Source organism: Azospirillum sp. B510 (assembly GCF_000010725.1).
Classification (GTDB): Bacteria; Pseudomonadota; Alphaproteobacteria; order Azospirillales; family Azospirillaceae; genus Azospirillum; species Azospirillum lipoferum_B.
The window spans coordinates 1,709,639-1,733,767 of sequence record NC_013854.1 but is presented as its reverse complement, the minus strand read 5'-3'; the positions used below and the strand labels follow the sequence as shown (position 1 = coordinate 1,733,767).

The window sequence follows — 24,129 nt, the reverse complement described above, 5'->3', positions numbered from 1 at the left end:
CGCCATCGCCGCGGTTCCGTCGTGCCCCGTTTCCCTTCCCGCCCCGTTCTGACCGGCGCTGCTCTCCTGCCGCCGGCGCTGTCGCTGCTGCTGGCGGTCGCCCCGCCTCTGGCGGCGCAACCGGTGCGTCCGGCTATGCCGCTGCCGCCCGGCTATGTCGAGGAACCGGAGGTGCCGCCCGAAGACCCGATTCCGCCGCCGCCGAAGCCGCTGTCGGTCGCTCCCGACGAACCACAGGTCATGGCGCCGGATGCCGCCGGACTGCTCAAGGAGTGCAAGCAGCCGGCCTTCACCGACTGTTTCCGCCTTTGGCAACCTCCGCCGCCACCTCCGCCGGAGCCGGAGAAGGAAACCGCCGGGACTCCATCCCCGCCCCCCCCTCCCGATCCCAAGGCGCCGCGCCAACCGGCGGTGGGCGGCCCCGTGCCACCCCCGGCACCCGATCCCGCGAAGGAAGCGGCGGCGGCGGCGGCCGACCGTGCCACCCTGGATGGCCTGTCGAAGGCGCTGAAGGACAGCGGGCTTGACGGCAAGGTGCTGCTGACCGACCCGAAGGGCGGTGATCCCATGTTGAAGCTGGACAGCGCGCCCGGCGGCAAGCCGGCGGCGAAGCGTTGATCCGCCATATCCTCAAGCCATAAGAGGCCTTTCCATCATGACGGGTTTCCCGCTTCCCGACATCGACCACGTCTCCGACCTGATCCGTTCCGTCGCGCGAACGGAGATCATGCCCTATTTCCAGAAGCTCGACGCCTCCGGTATCCGGCAGAAGACCGGACCGACCGACCTCGTCACGCTGGCGGACGAGGCGGCGGAGCGGGCTCTGACCCCAGCCTTGTCGGCGCTGCTGCCGGGCAGCCGTGTCATCGGCGAGGAGGCGGCGTCGGAGGACGAGCGCGTGCTCGACCGCATTCACGGCGACGATCCGGTCTGGATCATCGACCCGGTGGACGGCACGATCAATTTCGCCCAGGGCCGGCCGATGTTCGCGGTGATCGTGGCGCTCGCCTGCAAGGGCGAGACGGTGGCCGGCTGGATCCATGACCCGGTCGATGGCCGGATGGCGACGGCGGTGAAGGGGCGGGGGGCCTGGTTGGATGGGGGCCGGGTCGAGGTCGCCCCCGCCGTGCCGTTGCCTGAGATGGTCGGCGCGCTGTCGACCCGCTTTTGCAGCGACGGAATGGCGCGGCAATTGGAGGAGCGCGGCGCCGGGTTGGCGCCGCGGGTCTGCTTGTCGAGCGCCGCCCAGGAATATCTGCGGCTGCTGGAGCGGCGGGCGCATTATTCGCTCTATCACCGGCTGATGCCGTGGGACCATGCCGCCGGTGTCCTGCTGCACGCGGAAGCGGGCGGCTATTCGGCGTTGATCGACGGCACGCCCTATCGGCCGGGATTGCTGCAAGGCAGCCTTCTGTTGGCGCCCGACCGCGAGAGCTGGCAGGCGCTGCACCAGCAATTGTTCGGATGATCTGAGGGAAAGAGCCGGGCGCATTGCGGCGCGCCCGCCTCCTCAATGCGCCAGCAACGCCGGCAGGCTCAAGCCTTCCAGAACCTTGCGGGTGGCGCCGCCCAGCACCAGCTCGCGCAGGCGGGAATGGCCATAGGCACCCATCACCAGCAGGTCGGCGCCCTGGTCGGCGCAGCAGGACAGGATCATGTCGCCGACCTCGCCGCCCGAGGCGATGACCGACTGGGGGCGGGCGGCGATGCCGTGGCGGTGCAGCCACTCGACCAGGGCGGCGGCGTCGCAGGTTTGCACTCCCAACGGTTCGATGGTCAGGACGGTGACGGACTCCGCCGCCTCGAGGAAGGGCATGGCGGCGCGGACGGCGCGGGCCGATTCGCGGCTGTTCTTCCAGGCGATCAGGACATGGCGGCCGATGACCGCGGCGGCCGTTTGCCTGGGAGGCAGGACCAGGACCGGGGTGGCGGTCGCCATCGGCAGGCGGTCCGGGATATGATGCAGCGACACCCGCTCGCCCGACCGCACCGCCGCCGATTGCGCGACGACGACCAGATCGGCGTAGGACGCGCGCTCCGCCAGCAGATCGACATGGTCGCCTTCCTCGACCGCCCAGTCATAGGGCAGGCCGTCGAGCGCCTGCCTGACCTCCTGTCCGATCCGCTCTGCATTCTCGTGGGCGATGGCGGTGGCCTCGGCCATATAGCCGTAGGAGGCGGCACGGCCGGTCGCCCCGGCCGGCATTGACACCGGGGTGGCGATGTAGAGCGCCTGGATATGGGCGGAGAAGCGCTTGGCCAACGCGGCGGCGACCGCCAGACGGCTGGCGTGGGCGTCGTCATTGGCCATGTGCAGCAGGATGGTCTTGATCGGCATGCCCTCGCGTCTCCCAATTCTTCGCCTGGTCCACCATCAGCCGGCGGAGCGATTTCCCTCTAGCCGGGAAAATTCATGAGGGTTGGCGGGTGTAGCGGCATCCGTTGAGCGGCCGTAGGATTTGGGTGCTGACGCCAACTCCTGCCGTTTCCGGAGCGCCCACCCGCCATGGTTGATCATACCCTGCCGCTGCCCGGCCTGTCACCCGTTGCTGGAAAGCCGGTGATCGGGCGCTTTGATGGCGGCCGCCTGTCCTCCGATGGCGGGCTGCTGGTGCTGCGGGAGGTGGCGAAGCGGCTGCGGATTGCCGATCGGCTGGCCGCCTGTATTGAGGACCCGCGCGATCCAACGCGCACCGTGCATTCGCTGGCCGACATCATCGGCTTTCGCCTGCTGGCCATCGCGGCGGGCTACGAGGACGGCAACGACGCCGGCAGCCTACGCTCCGACCCGCTGTTCAAGATGGCCCTGGAACGCCTGCCGTCCGAGCGTGACCTTTGCTCGCAAGCCACCATCTCGCGCCTGGAGAACCTGCCGGATACCCGCGCACTGCTGCGCATGGGCCGAGCCATGGTCGATCTCTACTGCGCGTCCTTTCGCCAGGTGCCCAAGCGCATCGTGCTGGATGTAGACGACACCTTCGACACGGTGCATGGCGGTCAGCAGTTGCGCCTGTTCAACGCCCATTATGACGAGTACGGCTTCCAGCCCATCGTTGTCTTCGACGGCAACGGCCGCTTTGTCACCGCTGTGCTGCGCCCAGCCAAGCGGCCCAAGGGGACGGAGATCCGGACCTTCCTGCGTCGCCTGCTCCGCGCCATTCGGGCAAACTGGCCCAAGACCGAGATCCTGCTGCGCGCCGACGGCCATTACGCCTGCCCGGAGGTGCTGGACTGGTGCGAGGCGGAGGGGCTCGACTACGTGCTCGGTCTGCCGACCAGCAGCACACTGCGCCGTCACGTCACCACGCTGGAGGCCAGCACCGCGGCGCGCTTCCAGGCCATGCCCGGAGCCGACAAGGTGCGCCGCTTCAAGGAATTCTATGACGGGGCCAGCACCTGGAGCCGGGTCCGCCGCATCGTCGCGCGCGTCGAGGCAGGAGACCAGGGCACCGACAGCCGCTTCATCGTCACCAACCTACGCCACGGCACGGGTCGCTGGCTGTATGCCGGCCTGTATTGCGCGAGGGGACAGGCGGAAAATCATATAAAAGCCTGGAAATCCCACCTTGCCGCAGACCGGACCTCCTGCACCAAGGCGACGGCCAACCAGTTCCGCCTGTTCCTGCACGCCGGGGCGTACTGGCTGCTGTGGAGCCTGCGCTCGCTGATGCCGAAACGCTCCCGCTGGCGCACGGTGCAATTCGACACCTTGCGGCTGCGCTTGGTGAAGACCGCCGCGCGTATCGTGGAGATGAAGACGCAGATCAAGGTGCACCTGCCGACCAGCGCGCCTGATCAGGCGATCATCCACCTCGCCCTCGGCCGCATGCCCCGGCTCATCTGCTGAGCACCGGGGCAGCGTGCCCCAGCCGTCACCCAATCCCCTCCACCACCAACTCCGACACCGTCACGCCGCCGTCAGCGCGGCGGCCGACGACGCGCGCCCATACAGCCCAACGTTGATCATCTCAACGCGGCGACCAGACCGCTCGCCACCCTGGTGAATAAAGGCGGCTAGGTAACGCTCCGCCGGGGCCGATGGCAATGGCGGCAGGGGGTGGGGACGGATTGCCGCGGCGATGACGGGGTTACTTCACCACCACCGCATACTGGTCCAGCGGCGCCACGGTCTTGATCAGCCCGCGCGCCTTCAGGAACTCGGCGAAGCGGGTGTAGCGTTCGCCGTCCAGCGCCGCCGGGCTGTGGGAGAAGCGCGGCAGCGTGTCGGCCCAGGCGCGGCGGTTGAGCTCGTCGTTCAGTTCCGGCCGGTCCTTGACGAAGGCGGCCTGCGCCTCCTCCGGGTGGTTCAGGATGTAGAGAGTCGCCCGCTCCACCGCCGCCAGGAAGCGCTTGAAGCGCGGATCGTTGGCCTTGTCCTTGCGCGCGACCAGGATCAGCTCGTCATAGGGCGGAACCCCTTCCTCCTCCGGGTAGAAGGCGCGGCCGGGATGCTTCTCGATCTCCATCTGGTTCAGCTCGAAATTGCGGAAGGCGCCGACCACCGCGTCGACCTGCCCCGACAGCAGCGACGGCGAGAGGGAGAAATTGACGTTGACCAGCTCGACATCCTTCAGGCCGAGGCCCTGCTTCTCCAGCATGGCGCCCAGCAGGGCGTCCTCGAAACCGGCGATGGAATAGCCGACCTTGCGGCCCTTCAGGTCCTTCAGCGTCTTCACCGGCCCGTCGCGCAGAACGACGACCGAGTTCAGCGGCGTCGACACCAGCGTGCCGATGCGGACCAGCGGCAGTTCCTCCGCCACCTGCAGGATCAGCTGCGGCTGATAGGACACGGCGATGTCGGCGCCGCCGGCGGCGACCAGCTTCGGCGGGTCGTTGGGATCGGCCGGCGCCGTCAGCGTCACGTCCAGCCCGGCATCCTTGAAGAACCCCTTCTCCTGCGCCACCACCAGCGGTGCGTGGTCGGGGTTGACGAACCAGTCCAGCATCACGGACAGCTTGTCCTGGGCCGATGCCGGAAGCGAGGTCATCAGGCTGGCGGCCATCAGGCCGGCGGTGAGCAGGTGCTTCATCGGCAGGTGTCTCATCGGGTGTCTCTCCCCTTCAAGGGTTGGCGTCTTCTGCGGGTTGGGTATCGGGTTGCCAGGGCAGGGCGCGGCGGGCCAGCGCGTCGACGGCGGCATAGAGCGTCACCGCGAACAGCCCCAGTACCAGAACCGCGGCGAACAGGAGGTCGATCTGCATGCGGGCGTTGGCGTGCAGCATCAGATAGCCGAGCCCGGAGGAGGACCCCACCCATTCGCCGATCACCGCGCCGATGGGGGCCACGGCGGCGGCGACCCGCACACCGGACCAGAAGGCGGGCAGGGCGGCGGGCAGGCGGATGTTCCACAGCATGGCGGCTGGCGAGGCGCCCATGGTGCGGGCGAGGTCGAGCCAGCCGGGATCGGTGCGCCGCAGCCCGTCGAACAGGGCGGTCGTCACCGGGAAATAGATGACCAGCACCGCCATGGCGATCTTGGACATCATGCCGTAGCCCAGCCACAGCACCAGCAGCGGCGCCAGCGCGAAGACCGGGATCGCCTGGCTGACCAGCAGCAGCGGCATCAGCCAGCGCCGCGCCGTGCGGAAGCGGGCCAGCAGCAGGGCGCTGACCCCGCCCAGCGTCACCCCGGCCGTCAGACCGATCAGGATCTCGGCCAGCGTGGTCAGGCCATGGGTCCACAGCAGGGGGGCCTGCCGCCGCAGGACGTCCGCCACCGCCAGCGGGCCGGGCAGCAGGTAGCGCGGCAGGCCGGTGGCCCAGACCAGCGCCTGCCAACCGGCGACCAGCACCGCGAGCGTGACCGCCACACGCAGCAGGGCCTTCATTCCGCCAGCCTCCGCAACAGCTCGGCCTGATGGGCGAGCAGGTCGGGATCATCGACGCGGCGCGGCACCGGGCCGGAGGGTTCCAACGCCGGCCCCATGATGGCGGGCCGCCCGGTCATCACATGCAGGCGGTCGCCGATGCGCAGCGCCTCCAGCGGGTCGTGCGTCACCATCAGAACGGTGCGGCCGGCCAGCGTCTCCGCCGCCGTCTCCTGCAAACGCAGCCGGGTGATGGCGTCGAGGGCGGAGAAGGGCTCGTCCATCAGGACCAGCGGCCTGTCCTCCATGAGCGTGCGGGCCAGCGCCACCCGCTGCCGCTGCCCGCCGGACAGGGCGGCCGGGCGGTCGCGCTCCCGCCCCGCCAGCCCGACACGGTCCAGCAGCGCCTTTGCCTGCTCCACCCGCGACGGATCGGGGCGGCGGTGGCGCAGCCGGTCACCCAGCAGGACATTGTCGAGAAGGGTCAGCCAGGGCAGCAGCAGGTCCTGCTGGGCCATGTAGGCGATGCGGCCGGCCAGCGGCTGGCCATCGCCGGTGGCGACCTCGGTCGGCGGCTCTGGTTCGGCCAGCCCGGCGAGAATGCGCAGCAGCGTGGTCTTGCCGACGCCGCTCGGCCCCAGCAGGCAGGTGGTCCGGCCGGCCGGCAGCTCCAGCGTCAGGTCGGAAAACAGCAGCGTGCCGCCATAGGTCAGCCGCGCGCGCCGGATCGTCACCGAGAGCGGCATCATCGTCGGCATCGGGGCGGGCATGGCGAAGTGGCGGAGGATGAACGGGTGGAGATGGAAAGGCTGCGGGTCCGCATCACTGATCCCTACGCCGGCATGAACCGGATCAGGTTCCAGGGGTCGTCCCGCAACGGGACCTCTCAGCCGCCCATCGGCTCCCCCCAGTGAAGGCGGCGACTATAGGCGCGGACGATCCGCGACCGCAAGCATTGCGGGACCGGACTTCCGAAGCGCGGAAGCGGGCCTCCGGGGAAGGCGCTTGACCGCCACGCGGCGGCACCTAGTTTCTGGCGCGAACGAGGGAGTCCAGACCCTGACCACGCCTCTCCGCACCCCGCTGTTCATCGGTGGCGAGATCTATCGCGGCTCGACCTATGGGCCGAAACACCCGCTGGCGATTCCGCGTGTCTCGACCGCCATCGACCTCAGCCGCGCGATGGGCTGGCTGCCGGACGAGATCTATCTCGACACCCATGTCGCGAGCGAACAGGAGTTGGCGCGCTTCCACACCACCGACTACATCGCCGCGCTGAAGCGGGCGGAGGCGGACCAGCGGGTGGACGAGGCGACCGCCGCCCGCCACAATCTGGGAAAGCTGGAGAATCCCATCTTCGCCGAGATGTACCGGCGGCCGGCGCACAGCAGCGGATCGGCCTTGCAGGCGGCGCGCATCCTGGGCGACCGGCCGGCCGGGCTGGTCTATGCCCCGGCGGCCGGCACCCATCATGCGCGGCGCGACCGGGCCAGCGGTTTCTGCTATTTCAACGCGCCGGTTCTGGGCATCCTGGAACTGTTGGACCATGGGCTGGAGCGGGTGCTCTATGTCGATCTCGACGCCCACCACGGCGACGGGGTGGAGTTGGCCTTCGCCGACGATGACCGGGTGCTGACCGTCTCGGTCCATGAGGATGGCCGCTGGCCCTACACCGGCAAGGCGGAGGATCGCGCCGGCGGCATGGCCCGCAACCTGCCGGTGCCGCCCGGCTTCAACGACAGCGAGATGGAGCATGTGATGGCGGCGGCGATCCTGCCGCTGGCCCGCTCCTTCCGTCCCCAGGCGATGGTGATCCAGACCGGAGCCGATGCTCTGGCCGAGGATCCGCTCAGCCGGCTAGAACTGTCCAACCGGGCATTGTGGGATGCGGTGACGGCGTTGCTGCCGCTGGCGCCACGTGTTCTGGTGGTGGGCGGTGGTGGTTACAACCCCTGGTCGGTTGGACGCTGTTGGGCCGGGATCTGGGCGGTGATGAACGGTATCGATCCCGCCGTGACGCCGACGGCGGAGGCCGAGGCGGTGCTGCGCGCCCTGACCTGGAACCGCGCCGCCGGCCGCAACCCGCCGGACCATTGGTTCACCACCCTGGGCGACGAGCGGCGCCCCGGACCGGTGCGCGATGCGGTGAGGCGGGTGGCGGAGATGGCGCTATCCTGAACGGTGCCCGGCCGCGACCGGACCGGAGCTCCAATGAATTGCGGACGGGACTATGACGATTTGTTGACGGAGTCGGATTGTTTGTTGATTCTCGATCGTCGAGAGGGGTGCCACTTCCGTTTCCTTCGGCGGGTCGGATGAAGCGGGCTTGGCGGGAGAATGGGCGGGCGGATGTCGAATACGACGCTGTTCCTGATCGCCGTCGTCATCATCATGCTGGCCGCCATTCCGGTCGCCATGATGCTGAAGGATTTCCTGCCGAACATCGTGGAAAAGAGCAGCGGGCTGGATCAGATCGAAAACCGCGTCTATGTGCTGCATGCCGAGGCGCAGGATCTGCAAAACCGGGTCAACCAGCTTGTTCAGCGCCGCAACAGCCAGTCCAATGATCGCAACCGGCTGGAGAGCGACATCCGCAAGGTTGAGAAGCAAATCCGTGATCTTGCCGAACAGCCGCCGGTGTTCGTTCACGAGGTTGGCGACCCGCAGGCGGGCCTGATGAGGTTCGCCGCCACCGTGACCCAGGAGAAGGCGTCGTCCGCCGCGCGGGCGTCCGGTGAGCGGACCCAGGTGAATCCGATCTGGCGCTGCACCAATGTCGCCGAGATCTGGGCCTCGAGTTTCGATGAGGCCAAGCAGATGTGCGACGTCGCCTTTCCCTTCAAGCTGGGCTTCCAGAAGACCTTCATGCGCGGCGATGCGCGTGGCGGCGGCAAGGGCGCTCCCACGCCACCCGCCACCGCGCGGGCCAGGACGGGGGCCAGGACGGGGGCCATCCCATGATGATCAACTTCATCATCGTCCTGGCCATCGTCGCCATCGGCGCTTGGCTGTGCAATGTGCTGATGACCGTCGAGCAGCGGGTGTCGCTGACACGCCAGCGGGTGCGGGGCGTCCGCAACTCCCAGGACAAGCTGGACAATACCATCCACCGCCTCCATCGGGAGGAGGAGGGGCTTCATGCCGAGATCGAGGCGCTGACCAACGAGATCGTGGAACTGCGCAAGAAGCAGGTCGAGGTCCAGCAGCGCCTGACCGCCGCGCAATCGAAACGGCGCCCGCAGATCCTGATCCTGACCGACAGGCGCAATCCCGGCGACAAGGAATGGCTGGTGACCGTGGTGAACCAGCAGATCGGCGAGATCGACGCCGCCCATCCGCTGGCCGTCGAATGGGCCCGCGGGCGCGATTATCTGGTCTGGGCCGAGTCGGAACGCGAGGCCGCCGAACGGGCCAGCCGCCGCTTCAGCGCGCGGCCGGGTTATCAGGTGAAGTCGGTGGCGGCGGTCAAGGAGGACCTCTATAGCGCCAGTTCGGCGCGCAGCGCGGCCTAGATCGGATCGCGTAAAATCGGAATCGATGTGAAGCGTGAATCCGATCGCCATACGGAGAACTACAGCGTCGTGCGTTTCATATTAAACGCACGACGCTGTAGTCATGAAAAACCCTCCTCCCCCGAAGGGGAGAAGGGCCATTGGGAACAAGCCTTGAGCGGCCAGCCTTGAGCGGCCGGCGGATCCTCAGCGCGTCTTGGCGGCGGCCGGGGTCTGGCGGAAGGCGTCGTGCAGGTAAGGCGACAGCGCCTGACGCATGTTGCGCAGCCATTCATGGATGATGATCAGCGAACGCGAGGCGACCGGCGGGGTCATGCCAAGCTTGACCAGATCCTCGCGGGTCATGGTCGCCACCTGATCGAGACGATGGCCGGTCAGACGCGCCCAGGCTGGAGCGGTGCAGGGCGGCATGGAGATGACCTGCAAGCCTTCGCGCTCGACCATCTCGGCCTTGCGGCGGGCGTACTGGCTGTCCTCCAGCTGGGAGAAGGGACCGGAGAAGCCATTCTCCACCAGGACGCGCTTGGCCTTCGGGGCGATGGTCGCCACGCGTTCCAGCGTCGTCATGCCGGTGGAGAGCGAGGCGAGGTCGACGGTCACCGGAACCATGAAGGTCAGCCGCTCGCCGTCGCCGACATAATAGTCGAAGCCCGACACCTCGGCCCAGTTGAAGAACCACTGGGAGATGTTGCCGCCGAAATCATACAGCCGGCCGCCGCGTTGCAGCTCCGGCCCGATCAGATCCCAGAACTCGTAGAAGCCGTCGCCCGACCCCATCAGGTTCATGAAATCCTGGGTGATGCGGCGGTGTTCGACCATGTCCGGGCCGAACAGACGGGCGAGACGCTCGTTCACCTCGTACTCGACGACCTTCAGTTGCAGGCCTTCCAGCATGGCGGTCGCCATCAGGTGATGGGACAGCAGCGTCTTGCCGACGCCGCCACGGTCATTGAGGACGAAGATCGTGCCCAGCATGCGATCGCCTTTCCAGTGTGCGTTTGTTGAGTCGTCTTGAGTCATTGGGGAGAACGGCGACGGAGACACCGAAGGTCCGGTATCCGGCATGGCCGTCGCGGGCGTATGGGGGGAGGCCGGCCGAGGGGCCGGGCCGGTGATGTCGGAGGTGGGAATGACGGTTTCGCTGCCGGGCCCGGATTCGGTCCTTGAACTGGCCCCGGAATCGGCCGTCGGCTCGGTGTCCGTCTCCCCCTCTGTCCCCGTGGCGTCCGGCTCATCCTCGGCCGCCGCCGCGGTCGCCGGAGCCAGCAGGTTTGAGACGGAGGGGCCAAGCTCGGGTTCGGCTTCGACCGGCTGTGGAACGGGTGCGGCGTCGGAGACGGGCGCTTCCTCCGCCACGGTCTCACCAATCCCGTCCGTTGCCGGTTCCGGCCCGGCATCCTGTCCATCGGTGGCGGGCGGTGTGCCGGGGTCGGCGACGTCCTGCCCATCCGACGTCGGCGTCTCGTCCTTCATACCCGACGACAAGGCCGCTTCATGCACGGCGGCCAAGGTTTCGACAGGGGTGGGGGTGGGGGCGGAAGCGGCGGCATGGTCGCCGCCGATGGTGCCCCCCCGGCCCTCGCTCCCGACCAGGAAGAAGGCGGATCGCAGGGTGACGGGCGAGATCGGCTGGTTGTCGCGGGCGGTTACCCCCAGCTTCGCCAGCAGATCGGAGATTTCGGCCCAGGACAGGCCGCGCTCGCGCATCAGTCCGATGTCTGCGTAGCTCTCGCGAACCGCCTGCATGGCGCTGCGGCTGCCAGCCGGGCGATCGGCAAGGAGCCGTTCAAGTTCCGAGCGGTCGATCGACACCGTATGGGATTCCGGCAAGATGAAAGAACGGCGGGGCGGCGTCCGGATGTTGGATCACAAGGAATCCATTCCCCTCGAGCCGAAAAAATAGTACAAGCGGCCATTACGCGCAAACGGTTTCCAAACGACATAAACGACGCTAAACATCCCAGCCCGGTCAAGGGGCTAGTCACGATGTCGGGCAACTTCGCCGACGCTCCGCAAGGCGCCGTGACATGGGGTTTTGGAACCGCGGGGTGGTTGCGGGGGTTGCCGTTTTGAGCTTGTTGATCGGGCTGGGCTTGGAATCGGGGTTAAGGCAGGATGCCTCACGATTTTGGTTCGTCACGGGACCGGAGGTCCGCGAAGGCATCGGCTGCCGGGGGTGGCGGCATCGGCTTTCACGAATTGAGGCAGGCGTGCGAAATCTCCGCCCTGCGAGAGGATCTGGAACGGCTGTCGCATGAGGCCGGCATCCTGCGCGACGGCGTGGAACAGGCGGTGGAGACCGTACGCGACCGCTTCGCCGCGTTGAGCGCCGAGGAAATGGCCGATCCCATGATTCTCGCCCCGCTGCTGCAACTGGCGGTCACCACCCTGCTGGAAATTCGCGAGCAGGCCCGGCATCTCAGCACCCGGACCGGTCCCTTGCCCGACGACGAGCGCCCCTCCTGGTTGGGCGCCGCCGATGCGCCGCGCTTGCGGCAACCCGCCTCACCGGCCTGGAACGAGCGTTGGAACGACCAGGAGGATGAGGACGACGAGGATGCGGGCGCTGACGGCGGTATGGATGGCGGCGCGCCGGCGCTGGAGCCCGCTTCATCGCGCCCGGCTGAACCACCCGCTCGCCCGCGGCAAGCCGCCTTGGCGGCTCCCGTTGTTCCCGCCTCGCCGCTGGCCGCTCCACCATCCGCGCCGCCATCCATCCGGGTGACCGACCACAGGTCCGAAGGGCACGCGTCCTGGCTCGCCAGCGAACCGGCGCCCGTGCCGCCGCCATCGAGAGCCGCGACAGCCCGGGCGAACGGAACCGGGGGGGCGCGTTCTCCAAGCGGTATCGATTGGCTTGGTCCGGCCGGACGCTGAACATCGCCGGGACCGTTGCGACAGGGGGTGCTTCGGGGCGATACGAGCGTTGTCACCGGGACACACTTGTCACAAAAGGTCAGATTCTGAACGATCGATCTTGCGCATTCGGGTGGGTCCTAATACAAAGAGCGTAGCAGTAGTGATAAATTTGCGAAAATTTGTTACTTGCCGCGCTCAACCGGAAAAAGCCCGAGGTCGGTCGCATGCTCAGGATCGACTCCCATGCCAAGCCGTATTTGCTCCAGCGCGTCCGTTCGGCCGACCAGCCATTGCGGGTGATCGTGGTCGAGCATGACCAGACCATCGCCGATCTGCTGTCGGCCCTGGTGGCGGATCTGGGCCATACCCTGTGCGGCATCGCCCGCACCGAAGCGGATGCGGGCTATCTCGCCTTGCGGGAACGTCCGGACCTGGCGCTGACCGACGTGCGCTTCGGCGGGGGCGATGGCATCGCCTTGGCCCGGCGGCTGAACTCGGACCATGGCTTGCGCTCCATCTTCCTGTCCGGCAACTGCGACCACGCCACCATGGCCCGCATCACCGAGACCTATCCGCTGGGCGTGGTGCACAGGCCGTTTTCGCGCACCCAACTGAAGGTCGCCCTGGATCTCGCGGCACGCCGCCTGCGCTGACCGCCATCCGGAAGGGAAAGGTCGTCGCCCCATTCCCGCGACACCCCCCAACTCCGTCGCATCGAAGGAATCGGTTTTCCCCGACTCGCTTTGCTGCTATATTTGTTCATGGAGTGTTCCGGTCCGGGGCGGTGGGGCGAGTGCGCCTGTCCCGGCATCGCCGGAGGATATCCGACGGCGGTTGACCGGCGTCGGTCCCCCGTGCTTCGTTGCGCGGGACCGGGGGGACGGTCGCCCTTGAACAGCCGGCCCTGCGAATGGGAACCCTCGGCATCTGGATGCCTCCGCCGGGCATCCTGACGGGTCGGCAAGGATGCTGGGACACTCGCGCTTAGGAGTAAAGAGCGATGAATGTTTGGACGTTTACGGGACGCCTGGGCGCGGACGGCGAATTGCGCACGACCCAGAGCGGCGAGAAGGTGCTTGGTTTCCGCGTCGCCAACGATGTCGGCTTCGGCGATCGCAAGACGACCCAGTGGGTCGATTGCTCGATCTGGGGCCGCCGGGCCGAGTCGCTCGCGCCGCACCTGACCAAGGGCAAGAGCGTCGTCGTGTCGGGTGAAGTGACCCTGCGCGAGTATGAAAAGCGGGACGGCACCCGTGGCGCCGGCCTGTCGGTGCGGGTGGCTGAAATCGACTTCACCGGCGGTGCCCGGGAAGAGGGCGGCGGCGGAAGCTATGGCGGCGGCGGTGGCGGCTACGAATCCCGTGGCGGCGGCGGTGGCAGCGGTGGCAACTATGGCGGTGGCGGCAACTACGGTGGCGGCTCGTCTGGTGGCAACCGCGGCGGCGGTGGCGCTCCGCCCCGTCACGAGGATCTCGACGACGAAATCCCGTTCTGACAAGCCGTCGGTATTTCAGGGGCGCAAGAAGGCTCCCTCGGCTTGTGCAATCCGCTTCAAGGCCGCCGAACAGGACGCGGCCTTGAAGCGGGGGCTCAGGAGAAGGGTAGAGCGAGAACGAGCGAGCGCTCACTCGCTTTTGGTCGTCGTGCTGCGCTCGATGGTGGTGGAACCGGCCGGTGCGGAAGGCGTGGCGCCCGAGCCGTAGCCCGGAGTGGTGGTGGTCGTCGTCGTCGTGCTGGTGGTGGATTTGTCGGAGCCGCAGGCGGCCAGCAGCAGGGCCGCACCCAAGGCGGCCCCGACGCCGGTCAGAAGCGTCTTGCTCATGTCGTTCATCCCCCTCGCGGTTGAGAAACTTCGCAAGGGGAACATGGCGCGGCCGGTGTTTGTTCACGCCCTCTTTCGGGGGGCCGACTTCCGCGCGGCGGGCTTCGCCTTCAGGTAGGGCGCGAGATAGCGGCCGGTATAGCTGCGCTCCACCGTCGCGACCTCCTCCGGCGTGCCTTCGGCGACGATCTCGCCGCCGCCGGTGCCGCCCTCCGGCCCGAGATCGATGATCCAGTCGGCGGTCTTGATGACCTCCAGATTGTGTTCGATCACCAGCACCGTGTTGCCCTGGTCGACCAGCGCATGCAGCACCTCCAGCAGCTTCTCGACATCGGCGAAATGCAGGCCGGTCGTCGGCTCGTCCAGGATATAGAGCGTCCGCCCGGTGGCGCGCCGGCTCAGCTCCTTGGACAGCTTGACGCGCTGCGCCTCTCCGCCCGAAAGCGTGGTCGCCGCCTGCCCGATGTGGATGTAGCCGAGGCCGACCCGCTCCAGCGTGTCCAGCTTGTCGCGGATGCCGGGAACCGCCTTGAAGAACTCCTTGCCCTCCTCGACCGTCATGTCGAGCACGTCGGCGATGGTCTTGTCGCGGTAGGTGACCTCCAGCGTCTCGCGGTTGTAGCGCTTGCCGTGGCAGACGTCGCAGGTGACATAGACGTCGGGCAGGAAGTGCATCTCGATCTTGATGACGCCGTCGCCCTGACAGGCCTCGCAACGCCCGCCTTTGACGTTGAAGGAGAATCGACCGGGACCATAGCCGCGCGCCTTGGCTTCCGGCAGGCCGGCGAACCAGTCGCGCATCGGGGTGAAGGCGCCGGTGTAGGTCGCCGGATTCGAGCGCGGGGTGCGGCCGATCGGCGATTGGTCGATGTCGATCACCTTGTCGAGATGCTCCAGCCCCAGCACCGCGTCATGCTCGGCCGGATGCTCGCGGGCACCCATCAGCTTGCGCGCCACCGCCTTGTACAGCGTCTCGATGATCAGCGTCGACTTGCCGCCGCCCGATACGCCGGTGACGCAGGTGAAGGTGCCGAGCGGGATCCTGGCCGAGACGTTGCGCAGATTGTTGGCGCGGGCGCCCTGGACCTCGAGGAACTGGCCGGGATGGCCGGGCCGGCGGGTGTCGGGGACGGGCACGAAGCGGGTGCCGTTCAGATATTGGGCGGTGATGCTGTCGGGATTCTTCTGGACCTCCTCCGGCCTGCCCTGGGCGATGACGGTGCCGCCATGCTGGCCGGCGCCGGGGCCCATGTCGACCAGATAGTCGGCACTGCGGATGGCGTCCTCGTCATGCTCGACGACGACGACGGTATTGCCGATGTCGCGCAGGCGCTTCAGCGTTTCCAGCAGCCGGTCATTGTCGCGCTGGTGCAGGCCGATGGACGGCTCGTCCAGCACATAGAGAACACCGGTCAGGCCGGAACCGATCTGCGAGGCCAGCCGGATCCGTTGGCTCTCGCCGCCGGACAGGGTGCCCGACCCGCGGCTGAGCGTCAGATACTCAAGACCGACGGCGTTGAGGAAGCCGAGGCGCTCGTTGATCTCCTTCAGGATGCGATAGGCGATCTCGCGGTCCTTCGGACGCAGATGCTCGTTCAGCTCGCTGAACCAGGCGCCGGCGCCGGCGATCGACAGTTCCGCCGCCTCGGAGATGTTGCGGCCGCGGATCTTGACCGCCAGGGCTTCCGGCTTCAGCCGCGCCCCCTTGCAGACCTCGCAGGGCTGGGAGGACTGGAATTTCGACAGCTCGTCGCGGGTCCAGGCGCTATCGGTCTCGCGGAAGCGCCGTTCCAGATTGTTGACGATGCCCTCGAACGGCTTGCTGGTCTGGTAGCGCCGCAGCCCGTCGTCATAGGTCATGGTGATCGCCGAGCCGCCCGAGCCATACAGGATGGTCTGGCGCACCTGATCCGGCAGATCCTGCCAGGGCGTGGTCATCGCCACGCCGAAATGGTCACAGATGCTCTCCAGCGTCTGGTCGTAATATTTGGAGGTCGATGCCGCCCACGGCGCGATGGCGCCCTTGGACAGCGGCAGACGCTCGTCCGGGACCACCAGCATCGGGTCGAAATAGATCTTGCTGCCCAGCCCGTCGCAGGCCGGGCAGGCGCCGAACGGGTTGTTGAAGGAGAACAGCCGCGGTTCGATCTCCGGAATGGTGAAACCGCTGACCGGGCAGGCGAATTTCTGCGAGAAGACGGTCTGCTCGTTGGTCTCGGCATTCTCGACCCAGACGATGCCGTCGGCCAGCCCCAGCGCCGTCTCCAGAGAATCGGCCAGACGGTTGCCCAACCCCTCGCGCACGACGATGCGGTCAACCACCACCTCGATATCGTGCTTCAGCTTCTTGTTGAGCGCCGGCACCTCGTCGATCTCGTACATGGTTCCATCGACCCGCACGCGCTGGAAACCGCGCTTGCGCAGGTCCTGGATTTCCTTCTTGTACTCGCCCTTGCGGCCGCGGACGAAGGGCGCCAGCAGCAGCAGGCGCGTGCCCTCCGGCATCGCCATGATCCGGTCGACCATTTGGCTGACCGTCTGGCTTTCGATCGGCAGGCCGGTGGCCGGCGAATAGGGGATGCCGACCCGCGCCCACAACAGGCGCATGTAGTCGTAGATCTCCGTCACCGTGCCGACGGTGGAGCGCGGGTTCTTCGAGGTCGTCTTCTGTTCGATGGAGATGGCCGGCGACAGCCCCTCGATCGAATCGACGTCCGGCTTCTGCATCAGTTCCAGGAACTGGCGCGCATAGGCCGACAGGCTCTCGACATAGCGGCGCTGCCCCTCGGCGTAGATGGTGTCGAAGGCCAGCGACGACTTGCCCGATCCCGACAGGCCGGTGATGACGATCAGCTCGTCGCGCGGCAGATCCACGTCGACGTTCTTTAGATTGTGTTCCCGCGCGCCGCGGACGCTGATGAATTTGTTCATGGTGTGTTCTTTTACCCGAAGCCGATCCGGATGAAAAGCGGCAAGGCGCCGCGACGCAGGATGAATAATCGCCAGCGGAGCCGGCGGCCGGCAGACGATATATGGCTGTCCGCTTCCGTTGCCAGCGCCACCCGGTGCTGGCCGGTCATGCCCAGAAGGGTGGAACCGCGCGGAAGCGCTTCAACAGCTCCGGCAGCGCCTTGCGCCGCTTGTCGGACTGGCGGTCGATCCAGGCGGCGGCGGCGGCGACGGTCTTCGGATCGGCTCCGCCCAAAGCGCCGAGCATGCGGGCGCTGGTGACGGCGTCCTGATCGGCGTCGAGTGCCGCTTGCAGCGGCTCCAGCGCGGCGAAGAAGGGCAGGGTGGCGGCCTCCGGATAAAGCCCGCGGAAGAAATCGGCGGTGTAACGCAGCATGCGCAGCCGGCGGCGCAGCTTGTCGCGGCCCTTGGCGTCCTCCGGCGCCTTCACCGGCTTGCCGAGCTTCGCCAGCCGTTCGGACAGCCAGCCGCCGGCGACGCTCGTCACCGGGGCCGACAGCGCGGTGCGCCGGTCCCCCTCCGCCTCCGACATCCAGCGGCCATGCTCCAGCCACGCGGCCAGCGCCAGGATCATACTGGTGCAGCCGGGCGCCAGGATCGCCGCCACCGCCTCCCGCGCCGGCCCGGCTCCCGCCGTCCGGGCGAGGGTGGCCAGCCGCTCCAAAGCCACGCGGTCGATGGCGGCCGCCGCGCCGGAAGAGGTCGCGGCGGACTCGGCGAGAAGCGGATCGATGACGCCGGACATCAGCACGTCCCAGCCGCGGGCCGGGCCGAGATGCTTGGCGAGCGCTCGGCTCTCCTCGACCAGCCGGTCGGCCTCGGGTGCCGCGATCAGCGGCGCGAACAGACGATGCGCGGTGCGCAGCCGGCGCAGCGCGACGCGCATGCGGTGCAACCCCTCGACATCGCGTCCGGCCAGCGCGCAGGCCTCGTTGGCGAGGAAATGGCGCAATGCCTGGCGCAGGATGTGGCGGTAGGCCTCCGCCGCCGTGGTCAGCGGCGACAGGCCGAGCGGCTCGGCCTCGACCGGACCCGGCGCCTTGCCGGTGACCAGCCGCAGCCCGGCCTCCGCCTTGCTCTCGGTTCCGATGCGCATGGGGATGGCCGCTTGCAGGGTCAGCGCCAGATCGAACAGGCTGGCGACCTTCCCGGCCTTCAGTTCCAGCTCCACCTCGCTGATCGGCAGGGACCTGCCGCCGGCATAGCTGCCGCCGTCGTCAACCGCCAGCTCGACCGCGGTCAGCGGGTCGGGACGCAGCATCAGGGTGGTGCGGCGGAAATCGGTGACGAACAGGCAGTCCAGCGCGTCGAGCGCCGCCGCCGGGACCAGCCCGGCGACGCTGGCGTCGCCCAGCACGCCGACATCCACCGCCTCCCCCGCGACGGCCCAGTCCCATTCCCGCCGCACCGCGACGGCGGCGGAGTCGCCGGGGCTGGCGCTGTTGACGGTCTTCAAGGTCTGGACGAAGCGGTCGCCCTCCCGCCGCACGCGCAGCGCCACCCCGTTGGCGGCCAGCTTCAGGTCGGGCGTGTCGAAATAGGCGGTGCGCAGCCTTTGCGTCACCGGTGGACCATCGGCCAGCGCCAGCAGACCCGGCAGCGATGCGACCCGCGCCAGATCCGCCGGAGCCGCGTGCAGCTTCAGCTCGACCTCGCGGAAGGCGGAGGGGGAGGATTGCTGCGCGTCGAGGCCGGAAGACGGGCTGGCGGACGGTGTCGCCGCTGGGGGCGCCGTGGGGCTGACGGGGGTCAAGGGTCGGCATCCTCCCGAATCCGGCCGGAACGGCCTGGAATGAATCAGGTCGATCCGTGGATACCCCAACCGCCGCCGGAGGTTAAGAGAGATTGCGCGGCTGCACAAAATCCGCCAGCCGCCCGGCGCCCAGCTCCAGCTCGGCCCAATGCAGGGTTTCGAAGACCATCACGGCGCAGGCGCCGGTCGGGAATTTGTCGGCCAGCGCGTGGCGCAGGCCCTGGTCGCCGCTGCCGGTCAGGGCGTTGGCCAGCTCATGCAGGTCCGGGTTGTGCGCCACCAGCATCAGCCCGGTCGCCGAATCCGGCGCGTCGCGCAACCGCCCCAGCAGCGTGCGGGCGCCGCACAGATAAAGGCCGCGCTCATGTTCGACCGGCGGGTAGGGCGTGCCGATGGCCGTCATCACCCGCTTGCGGGTCTCCACCGCCCGCAAGGCGGTGGAACACAGGACGAGGTCGATATGGGCGTGATGCCGGCCCAGATAGGCGCCGACCAGCGTGGCCGCCTTCTCCCCGCGGGCATTCAGCGGACGGTCATGGTCGGCCAGCGACGGATCGTCCCAGGAGGACTTGGCGTGGCGCAGCAGGAACAGCGTCTTCATGGCGGGATTCGGCCGAATCAAGGAGGGGGGAGGGGCGGGAACGGGTGGGGCTGGCCGACGGAACGGCTTTCGGCCAAAGGGAGTCCTGAAATCGTAACGCAGATGGGATAACCTGTACGCCCACCATATACTGAACGTCGGTGCCGCCCAAGCGCGGGCAGGCGGGCAGGGTTCCAAGCTTTCAGAGGTTGACGTGACGAATCTCCAGGATCTCGATTCGGTCTGTATCGAGCCAAGCGCTCCGGAACGCTTCATCAATCGGGAGCTGTCCTGGCTGGCCTTCAACCAGCGCGTCCTGGACGAGGCGGCCAATCCGCACCATCCCCTGTTGGAGCGGCTGCGCTTCCTGTCGATCTCCGCCAGCAACCTCGATGAATTTTACATGGTCCGCGTCGCCGGCCTGAAAGGGCAGGTGGCCGCCGGGGTCAAGGCGCCGAGTCCGGAAAACCTGACGCCGGCCCAGCAGCTGGCGGCGGTCAAGCAGCGCATCGCCGCGCTGATGGACAGCCAGCAGGCGATGTGGCGCTCGCTGAAGGGCGAACTGCACGAGGCCGGCATCTCGGTGGTCGAGCCCGCCGACCTCAGCGATGGCGAGATGGACTGGCTGGAAGCCAAGTTCCTCGACGACATCTTCCCGATCCTGACGCCGATCGCCGTCGATCCCGCCCACCCCTTCCCGTTCCTGCCCAATCTGGGCTTCTCCGTGGCGCTTCAGCTGCACGATCCGGTCAAGGGCCGGCACATCGACGCGCTGGTGCCGCTGCCCTCGCAATTGGAGCGGTTCCTGCGCCTGCCCGGCTCGGACATCCGCTTCATCCAACTGGAAAAGGCGGTGATGCAGTTCATCGACCGCCTGTTCCCTCCGTTCCAGGTCAAGGCGCATGGCGTCTTCCGCGTGCTGCGCGACAGCGAGATCGAAATCGAGGAAGAGGCGGAAGACCTCGTCCGCACCTTCGAAAGCGCCCTGAAGCGGCGGCGCCGCGGCAGCGTCATCCGGCTCGCCACCGACACCGGGATGGCGACCGACCTGCGCGAATTCCTGCGCCATGAGCTGAACGTGGCGTCGGACGACGTCTTCGTCCTCGACGGGCTGATCGGCCTGACCGACACCAAGCAGCTGATCGTCGACGAGCGTCCCGATCTGGTCTTCCGCCCCTTCAACGCCCGCTTCCCGGAGCGGATCCGCGATTTCGGCGGCGACTGCTTCGCGGCGATCCGCCACAAGGACATCGTCGTCCACCACCCCTACGAATCCTTCGACGTGGTGGTGCAGTTCATCCGTCAGGCGGCCCGCGACCCGCAGGTCGTCGCCATCAAGCAGACGCTCTACCGCACCAGCAAGGACAGCCCGATCGTCGCCGCCCTGATCGAGGCGGCGGAGGCCGGCAAGTCGGTGACGGCGCTGGTCGAGCTGAAGGCGCGCTTCGACGAGGAGGCGAACATCCGCTGGGCCCGCGACCTGGAACGCGCCGGCGCCCAGGTGGTCTACGGCTTCGTCGATCTGAAGACCCACGCCAAGGTGTCGCTGGTGGTGCGGCGCGAGAAGAAGGCGCTGCGCAGCTACGTCCATTTCGGGACGGGCAACTATCACCCGATCACCGCCAAGATCTACACCGACCTGTCCTTCTTCACCTGCGACCCGGCGCTGTGCCACGACGCCGCCGTGATGTTCAACTTCATGACCGGCTACGCCACGCCGAAGGTGCTGGAGAAGATCGCCATCGCGCCGATCACGCTGCGCCAGCGCCTGTCCGACCTGATCGAGGCGGAGATCGCCCATGCCGCCGCCGGCCGTCCGGCGGCGATCTGGGTGAAGCTGAACTCGCTGGTCGATCCGGTGATCATCGACAAGCTGTACAAGGCGTCGCAGGCCGGCGTTCAGATCGACATGATCATCCGCGGCATCTGCTGCCTGCGGCCCGGGGTCAAGGGGTTGTCGGAGAATATCCGGGTGCGCAGCATCGTCGGCCGCTTCCTGGAACACGGCCGCGTCATCTGCTTCGGCAACGGCCATGGCCTGCCGAGCACCCAGGCCAAGATCTTCATCTCCTCGGCCGACTGGATGACCCGCAACCTGGATCGCCGCATCGAAACGCTGGTTCCCATCGAGAATCCGACGGTCCATGAACAGGTGCTCGACCAGATCATGGTCGCCAACATGAAGGACGACGCAAGCACCTGGAAGCTCGGCCCCGATGGCGTGTACCATCGCGTCCAGGCTGGCCCGGACGCCTTCAGCGCCCATAACTACTTCATGACCAACCCCAGCCTGTCCGGCCGTGGCAGCGCGCTCAGCAACAAGCGCACACCGCCGCGGCTGATGCTGCACACGGTGTCTTGAGGACGGGTGACGGGAGTCGATGAGTATGAGTAACGAAAGTCGCGCCGCCGCGGGTCTTGGCGATCGTTCCACATCGGGGAGCCCCGCCGAGCGCGTCGGCGTGATCGACATCGGGTCGAATTCAATCCGTCTGGTCGTCTATGATGGGTTGACCCGGTCGCCGCTCGCCCTGTTCAACGAGAAGGTGCTGTGCGGCCTGGGCCGTGGCGTGGAGAAGGCCGGCCAACTGAACCCCGACGGCGTCGCCCAGGGGCTGGTGGCGCTGGAACGCTTCGCCACGCTGGCGCAGGGCATGCGCGTCGGCCGGCTCGACGTGATCGCCACCGCCGCCGTCCGCGATGCCCGCGACGGCGGCGCCTTCGTCGAGGCGATCCGCCGCCGTGCCGGCCTGACCGTCCGCGTCATCAGCGGCGAGGAGGAGGCGCGGCTGTCGGCGATGGGCGTGCTGTCCGGCACCCCCGGCGCCGACGGGCTGGTCGGCGATCTCGGCGGCGGCAGCCTGGAGCTGGTGACGCTCGACCGCGGGGTGATCGGCAAACAGGTGACGATGCCGCTCGGCCCGCTGCGGCTGATGGAGGTCGGCTCGGCCAAGGGCGGGCCGATCAAGCTGATCGACCAGCATCTCGAAGCGCTGCCCTGGCTGGCGGAGATGAAGGGGCGGCCCTTCTACCCGGTCGGCGGAAGCTGGCGCGCCATCGCCAAGCTGCATATGGAGCAGTCCGGCCACCCGCTGCACATCATCCACCATTACATGATCCCGACCGCCGACGCGCGGGAGTTCTCCGGCCTGATCAGCCGCCAGGGCCGGTCGTCGCTGGAGAAGATGGCGGGGTCGCGCCGCCGGCTCGACACGCTGCCCTTCGCCGGGCTGGTGCTGGAACGGCTGCTTCGGGTCGCCCAGCCGTCGAAACTGGTCTTCTCCGCCTATGGGCTGCGCGAGGGCCATCTCTATTCGCTGCTGTCGCCGGAGGGTCGGCGCGCCGATCCGCTGATCGCCTCGGCCGCCGACTGGGCCAGCCATTTCGTCAGGATGGGCGACCCGGCGCTGTTGATGTCCTGGACCGCCGGGCTGTTCGCGGGCGAGGACGACAACGCCATCCGCCTGCGCCATGCCGCCTGCCTGCTGAGCGATGTCGGCTGGGCCGACCATCCCGACTATCGCGCCGAGCATGCCTTCCAGCGCGTCCTGCGCTATCCGTTCCCGGCGTTGGACCATGACGAGCGCGCCTTCCTGGCGCTCACCGCCCATGCCCGCTATGCCGGGACCATCGACGTGCCCTTGACCACGGAGATCCGGTCGCTGGTGACCGAAGGGCAGGGGATGAAGGCGCTGGTGTTGGGCTTGGCTCTCCGCCTTGCCCATACGCTGTCCGGCGGTGCCACGGTGCTGCTGGAGCGGACCAGCCTGAAGGTCGTCGACGGCCGCATCGTGCTGACCCTGCCCGACGACGGCAGCGTCCCGGCCGGCGAAGCGGTCCAGCGTCGAATCGACGCGCTCGCCAAGGCGATGAACCTCAAGGGCGACGTGGTCCAGCCGCTGCGGCCCCAAGCGGCGTGACAAGGGAAGAGCGGATGAGGGGAAATTGGACCGCCTGCCGGTAGCGGGCGGTCCCTGCTACTCCCTTCAATTCGCCTTATGTCCTGGTGATCGACACGCCGCCATCGGCCAGCAGCGCGGTTCCGGTGGTGAAGCTGGACGCGTCGGACGCCAGATAAAGCGCCGATTGCGCGATCTCCCGCGGGGTGGCGAGGCGTTTCAACGCGTGGAGCCCCTGGACGAAGGCCAGGGATTCCGGCGTGTTCGACACGGCACGCCCCATCGGCGTGTCGGTGCCGCCCGGCAGCAGGGCGTTGGCCCGGATGCCCTGCGGGCCGTATTCCGCCGCGATCACCTTCACAAGACCGATGAGCCCGGCCTTGCTGGCGGCATAGGCCGCCATTCCGGGAAAGCCGACGGTGTGGCCGACAAAGCTCGAGGTGAAGATCAGCGATCCGCCGCCACGGGCCAGCATCGCCGGAATCTGGTGCTTGGCGGCATGGAAGGCGCTGGTCAGGTTGGTGCCGATCACGTCCTGCCACATCCGGGCCGTCATTTCGGTGACGGGACGCTGGGCGCCGGTGATGCCGGCATTGTTGAAGGCGATGTCGAGGCCGCCGAAATGCCGCTCCGCCGCCCGGACGGCATCGGCGGCGACCGCCGCATCCGATACGCTGCCGGCGACGACGACGGCAGCGCCGCCTTGGCCTCTGATCTCCTCGGCCAGGCGCGCCAACTCGTCGTGCCGCCGCGCCACGAGCACGAGTTTCGCGCCATGTTCGGCGAACAGCCGCGCCGCCTCGAACCCGATCCCGGAACTGGCGCCGGTGATGATCGCGGTCTTTCCATCGAGCTGTCTCATTGCCAATCTCCGTCATTGTCGGTTGGGATGAACGGCGCGAGACTTGTGGATGCGGCCATGGCCA

Annotated in this window: 21 protein-coding genes and 1 riboswitch; of the genes, 11 read left to right on the top strand and 10 right to left on the bottom strand. The window is 67.9% G+C overall.

The genetic code is table 11. The features are described from left to right. The first annotated feature begins 21 nt into the window (after window positions 1-21). Window positions 22-618 (top strand): hypothetical protein, encoded by a 597-nt coding sequence (locus AZL_RS07950; protein ID WP_012974112.1) that lies wholly within the window; start codon window positions 22-24, stop codon window positions 616-618. A gap of 37 nt (window positions 619-655) precedes the next feature. Continuing rightward, window positions 656-1,468 (top strand): inositol monophosphatase family protein, encoded by an 813-nt coding sequence (locus tag AZL_RS07945; protein ID WP_012974111.1) that lies wholly within the window; start codon window positions 656-658, stop codon window positions 1,466-1,468. Window positions 1,469-1,510: 42 nt separating this feature from the next. Here AZL_RS07945 and AZL_RS07940 read toward each other — a convergent pair whose 3' ends face one another. Next, a complete protein-coding gene (locus AZL_RS07940; RefSeq protein WP_012974110.1) occupies window positions 1,511-2,338 on the bottom strand; it encodes a universal stress protein in 828 nt (275 codons plus the stop codon). A 168-nt stretch (window positions 2,339-2,506) separates the two neighbouring features. Here AZL_RS07940 and AZL_RS07935 point away from each other — a divergent pair, with 168 nt between their 5' ends. After that, on the top strand, window positions 2,507-3,847 hold the full coding sequence (locus tag AZL_RS07935; RefSeq protein ID WP_012973088.1) for an IS1380-like element ISAzs3 family transposase: 1,341 nt from the start codon (window positions 2,507-2,509) through the stop codon (window positions 3,845-3,847). A 241-nt stretch (window positions 3,848-4,088) separates the two neighbouring features. Here AZL_RS07935 and AZL_RS07930 read toward each other — a convergent pair whose 3' ends face one another. Genes AZL_RS07930 through AZL_RS07920 form a run of 3 tightly spaced genes read right to left on the bottom strand, consistent with a single transcriptional unit; the run spans window position 4,089 to window position 6,557 of the window. Then, window positions 4,089-5,030 (bottom strand): ABC transporter substrate-binding protein, encoded by a 942-nt coding sequence (locus AZL_RS07930; RefSeq protein ID WP_012974109.1) that lies wholly within the window; start codon window positions 5,028-5,030, stop codon window positions 4,089-4,091. Between the two features lie 31 nt (window positions 5,031-5,061). Next, complete coding sequence (locus tag AZL_RS07925; protein ID WP_012974108.1) at window positions 5,062-5,829, bottom strand: ABC transporter permease; 768 nt, start codon at window positions 5,827-5,829, stop codon at window positions 5,062-5,064. Next, window positions 5,826-6,557, bottom strand: coding sequence for an ABC transporter ATP-binding protein (locus tag AZL_RS07920; RefSeq protein WP_247894171.1), 732 nt, complete (start codon window positions 6,555-6,557; stop codon window positions 5,826-5,828). The genes AZL_RS07925 and AZL_RS07920 overlap by 4 nt, the downstream gene beginning before the upstream one ends. A 62-nt stretch (window positions 6,558-6,619) precedes the next feature. Next, window positions 6,620-6,726, bottom strand: a riboswitch (TPP riboswitch). Between the two features lie 87 nt (window positions 6,727-6,813). Here AZL_RS07920 and AZL_RS07915 point away from each other — a divergent pair. The 3 genes from AZL_RS07915 to AZL_RS07905 all read left to right on the top strand — a co-directional run bounded on the left by AZL_RS07915 (window position 6,814) and on the right by AZL_RS07905 (window position 9,320). Beyond that, window positions 6,814-7,986 (top strand): acetoin utilization protein AcuC, encoded by a 1,173-nt coding sequence (locus tag AZL_RS07915; RefSeq protein ID WP_012974106.1) that lies wholly within the window; start codon window positions 6,814-6,816, stop codon window positions 7,984-7,986. 171 nt (window positions 7,987-8,157) lie between these two features. Beyond that, a complete protein-coding gene (locus AZL_RS07910; RefSeq protein ID WP_042443645.1) occupies window positions 8,158-8,769 on the top strand; it encodes a hypothetical protein in 612 nt (203 codons plus the stop codon). After that, window positions 8,766-9,320, top strand: a complete 555-nt coding sequence (locus AZL_RS07905; RefSeq protein WP_012974104.1) for a hypothetical protein — start codon at window positions 8,766-8,768, stop codon at window positions 9,318-9,320. The genes AZL_RS07910 and AZL_RS07905 overlap by 4 nt, the downstream gene beginning before the upstream one ends. Before the next feature lie 186 nt (window positions 9,321-9,506). Here AZL_RS07905 and AZL_RS07900 read toward each other — a convergent pair whose 3' ends face one another. After that, window positions 9,507-11,132 (bottom strand): hypothetical protein, encoded by a 1,626-nt coding sequence (locus AZL_RS07900; RefSeq protein WP_012974103.1) that lies wholly within the window; start codon window positions 11,130-11,132, stop codon window positions 9,507-9,509. A 387-nt stretch (window positions 11,133-11,519) separates the two neighbouring features. Here AZL_RS07900 and AZL_RS07895 point away from each other — a divergent pair, with 387 nt between their 5' ends. The 3 genes from AZL_RS07895 (at window position 11,520) to AZL_RS07885 (ending at window position 13,674) form a co-directional block, all read left to right on the top strand. Further along, a complete protein-coding gene (locus AZL_RS07895) occupies window positions 11,520-12,197 on the top strand; it encodes a hypothetical protein (RefSeq protein WP_148219254.1) in 678 nt (225 codons plus the stop codon). Between the two features lie 206 nt (window positions 12,198-12,403). After that, window positions 12,404-12,832, top strand: coding sequence for a response regulator (locus AZL_RS07890; RefSeq protein ID WP_012974101.1), 429 nt, complete (start codon window positions 12,404-12,406; stop codon window positions 12,830-12,832). Between the two features lie 392 nt (window positions 12,833-13,224). After that, window positions 13,225-13,674: a single-stranded DNA-binding protein gene (locus AZL_RS07885; protein ID WP_247894170.1), complete on the top strand. Its 450-nt coding sequence runs from the start codon at window positions 13,225-13,227 to the stop codon at window positions 13,672-13,674. A gap of 129 nt (window positions 13,675-13,803) precedes the next feature. Here the strand turns inward: AZL_RS07885 and AZL_RS07880 are convergent, their stop codons facing one another. The 4 genes from AZL_RS07880 to AZL_RS07865 all read right to left on the bottom strand — a co-directional run bounded on the left by AZL_RS07880 (window position 13,804) and on the right by AZL_RS07865 (window position 19,325). Further along, a complete protein-coding gene (locus AZL_RS07880) occupies window positions 13,804-14,001 on the bottom strand; it encodes a hypothetical protein (RefSeq protein ID WP_042443642.1) in 198 nt (65 codons plus the stop codon). A gap of 63 nt (window positions 14,002-14,064) precedes the next feature. After that, window positions 14,065-16,932 carry an excinuclease ABC subunit UvrA gene (gene uvrA / locus AZL_RS07875; protein ID WP_012974099.1) on the bottom strand — a complete coding sequence of 956 codons (2,868 nt, stop codon included), beginning with the start codon at window positions 16,930-16,932 and terminating at the stop codon, window positions 14,065-14,067. Between the two features lie 145 nt (window positions 16,933-17,077). Then, window positions 17,078-18,724, bottom strand: a complete 1,647-nt coding sequence (locus AZL_RS07870; RefSeq protein ID WP_063828220.1) for a CYTH and CHAD domain-containing protein — start codon at window positions 18,722-18,724, stop codon at window positions 17,078-17,080. Window positions 18,725-18,806: 82 nt separating this feature from the next. Further along, complete coding sequence (locus tag AZL_RS07865) at window positions 18,807-19,325, bottom strand: SixA phosphatase family protein (protein ID WP_012974097.1); 519 nt, start codon at window positions 19,323-19,325, stop codon at window positions 18,807-18,809. Between the two features lie 193 nt (window positions 19,326-19,518). Here AZL_RS07865 and AZL_RS07860 point away from each other — a divergent pair, with 193 nt between their 5' ends. Further along, window positions 19,519-21,666 carry an RNA degradosome polyphosphate kinase gene (locus AZL_RS07860; protein WP_012974096.1) on the top strand — a complete coding sequence of 716 codons (2,148 nt, stop codon included), beginning with the start codon at window positions 19,519-19,521 and terminating at the stop codon, window positions 21,664-21,666. A gap of 25 nt (window positions 21,667-21,691) precedes the next feature. Beyond that, on the top strand, window positions 21,692-23,224 hold the full coding sequence (locus AZL_RS07855) for a Ppx/GppA family phosphatase (protein WP_042442796.1): 1,533 nt from the start codon (window positions 21,692-21,694) through the stop codon (window positions 23,222-23,224). 76 nt (window positions 23,225-23,300) lie between these two features. Here the strand turns inward: AZL_RS07855 and AZL_RS07850 are convergent, their stop codons facing one another. Then, the gene (locus AZL_RS07850; RefSeq protein ID WP_012974094.1) at window positions 23,301-24,065 is read right to left on the bottom strand and encodes an SDR family oxidoreductase; all 765 of its coding nucleotides are present in this window, start codon (window positions 24,063-24,065) and stop codon (window positions 23,301-23,303) included. Window positions 24,066-24,129: the final 64 nt, after the last annotated feature.

What these genes read in the sequence shown, in the direction of transcription:
- AZL_RS07945 (WP_012974111.1), top strand. Translation starts at nt 656, where the DNA reads ATGACGGGTTTCCCGCTTCCCGACATCGACCACGTCTCCGACCTGATC.
- AZL_RS07940 (WP_012974110.1), bottom strand. Translation starts at nt 2,338, where the DNA reads ATGCCGATCAAGACCATCCTGCTGCACATGGCCAATGACGACGCCCAC.
- AZL_RS07935 (WP_012973088.1), top strand. Translation starts at nt 2,507, where the DNA reads ATGGTTGATCATACCCTGCCGCTGCCCGGCCTGTCACCCGTTGCTGGA.
- AZL_RS07930 (WP_012974109.1), bottom strand. Translation starts at nt 5,030, where the DNA reads ATGAAGCACCTGCTCACCGCCGGCCTGATGGCCGCCAGCCTGATGACC.
- AZL_RS07925 (WP_012974108.1), bottom strand. Translation starts at nt 5,829, where the DNA reads ATGAAGGCCCTGCTGCGTGTGGCGGTCACGCTCGCGGTGCTGGTCGCC.
- AZL_RS07920 (WP_247894171.1), bottom strand. Translation starts at nt 6,557, where the DNA reads ATGATGCCGCTCTCGGTGACGATCCGGCGCGCGCGGCTGACCTATGGC.
- AZL_RS07910 (WP_042443645.1), top strand. Translation starts at nt 8,158, where the DNA reads ATGTCGAATACGACGCTGTTCCTGATCGCCGTCGTCATCATCATGCTG.
- AZL_RS07905 (WP_012974104.1), top strand. Translation starts at nt 8,766, where the DNA reads ATGATGATCAACTTCATCATCGTCCTGGCCATCGTCGCCATCGGCGCT.
- AZL_RS07890 (WP_012974101.1), top strand. Translation starts at nt 12,404, where the DNA reads ATGCTCAGGATCGACTCCCATGCCAAGCCGTATTTGCTCCAGCGCGTC.
- AZL_RS07880 (WP_042443642.1), bottom strand. Translation starts at nt 14,001, where the DNA reads ATGAGCAAGACGCTTCTGACCGGCGTCGGGGCCGCCTTGGGTGCGGCC.
- uvrA (WP_012974099.1), bottom strand. Translation starts at nt 16,932, where the DNA reads ATGAACAAATTCATCAGCGTCCGCGGCGCGCGGGAACACAATCTAAAG.
- AZL_RS07865 (WP_012974097.1), bottom strand. Translation starts at nt 19,325, where the DNA reads ATGAAGACGCTGTTCCTGCTGCGCCACGCCAAGTCCTCCTGGGACGAT.
- AZL_RS07855 (WP_042442796.1), top strand. Translation starts at nt 21,692, where the DNA reads ATGAGTAACGAAAGTCGCGCCGCCGCGGGTCTTGGCGATCGTTCCACA.
- AZL_RS07850 (WP_012974094.1), bottom strand. Translation starts at nt 24,065, where the DNA reads ATGAGACAGCTCGATGGAAAGACCGCGATCATCACCGGCGCCAGTTCC.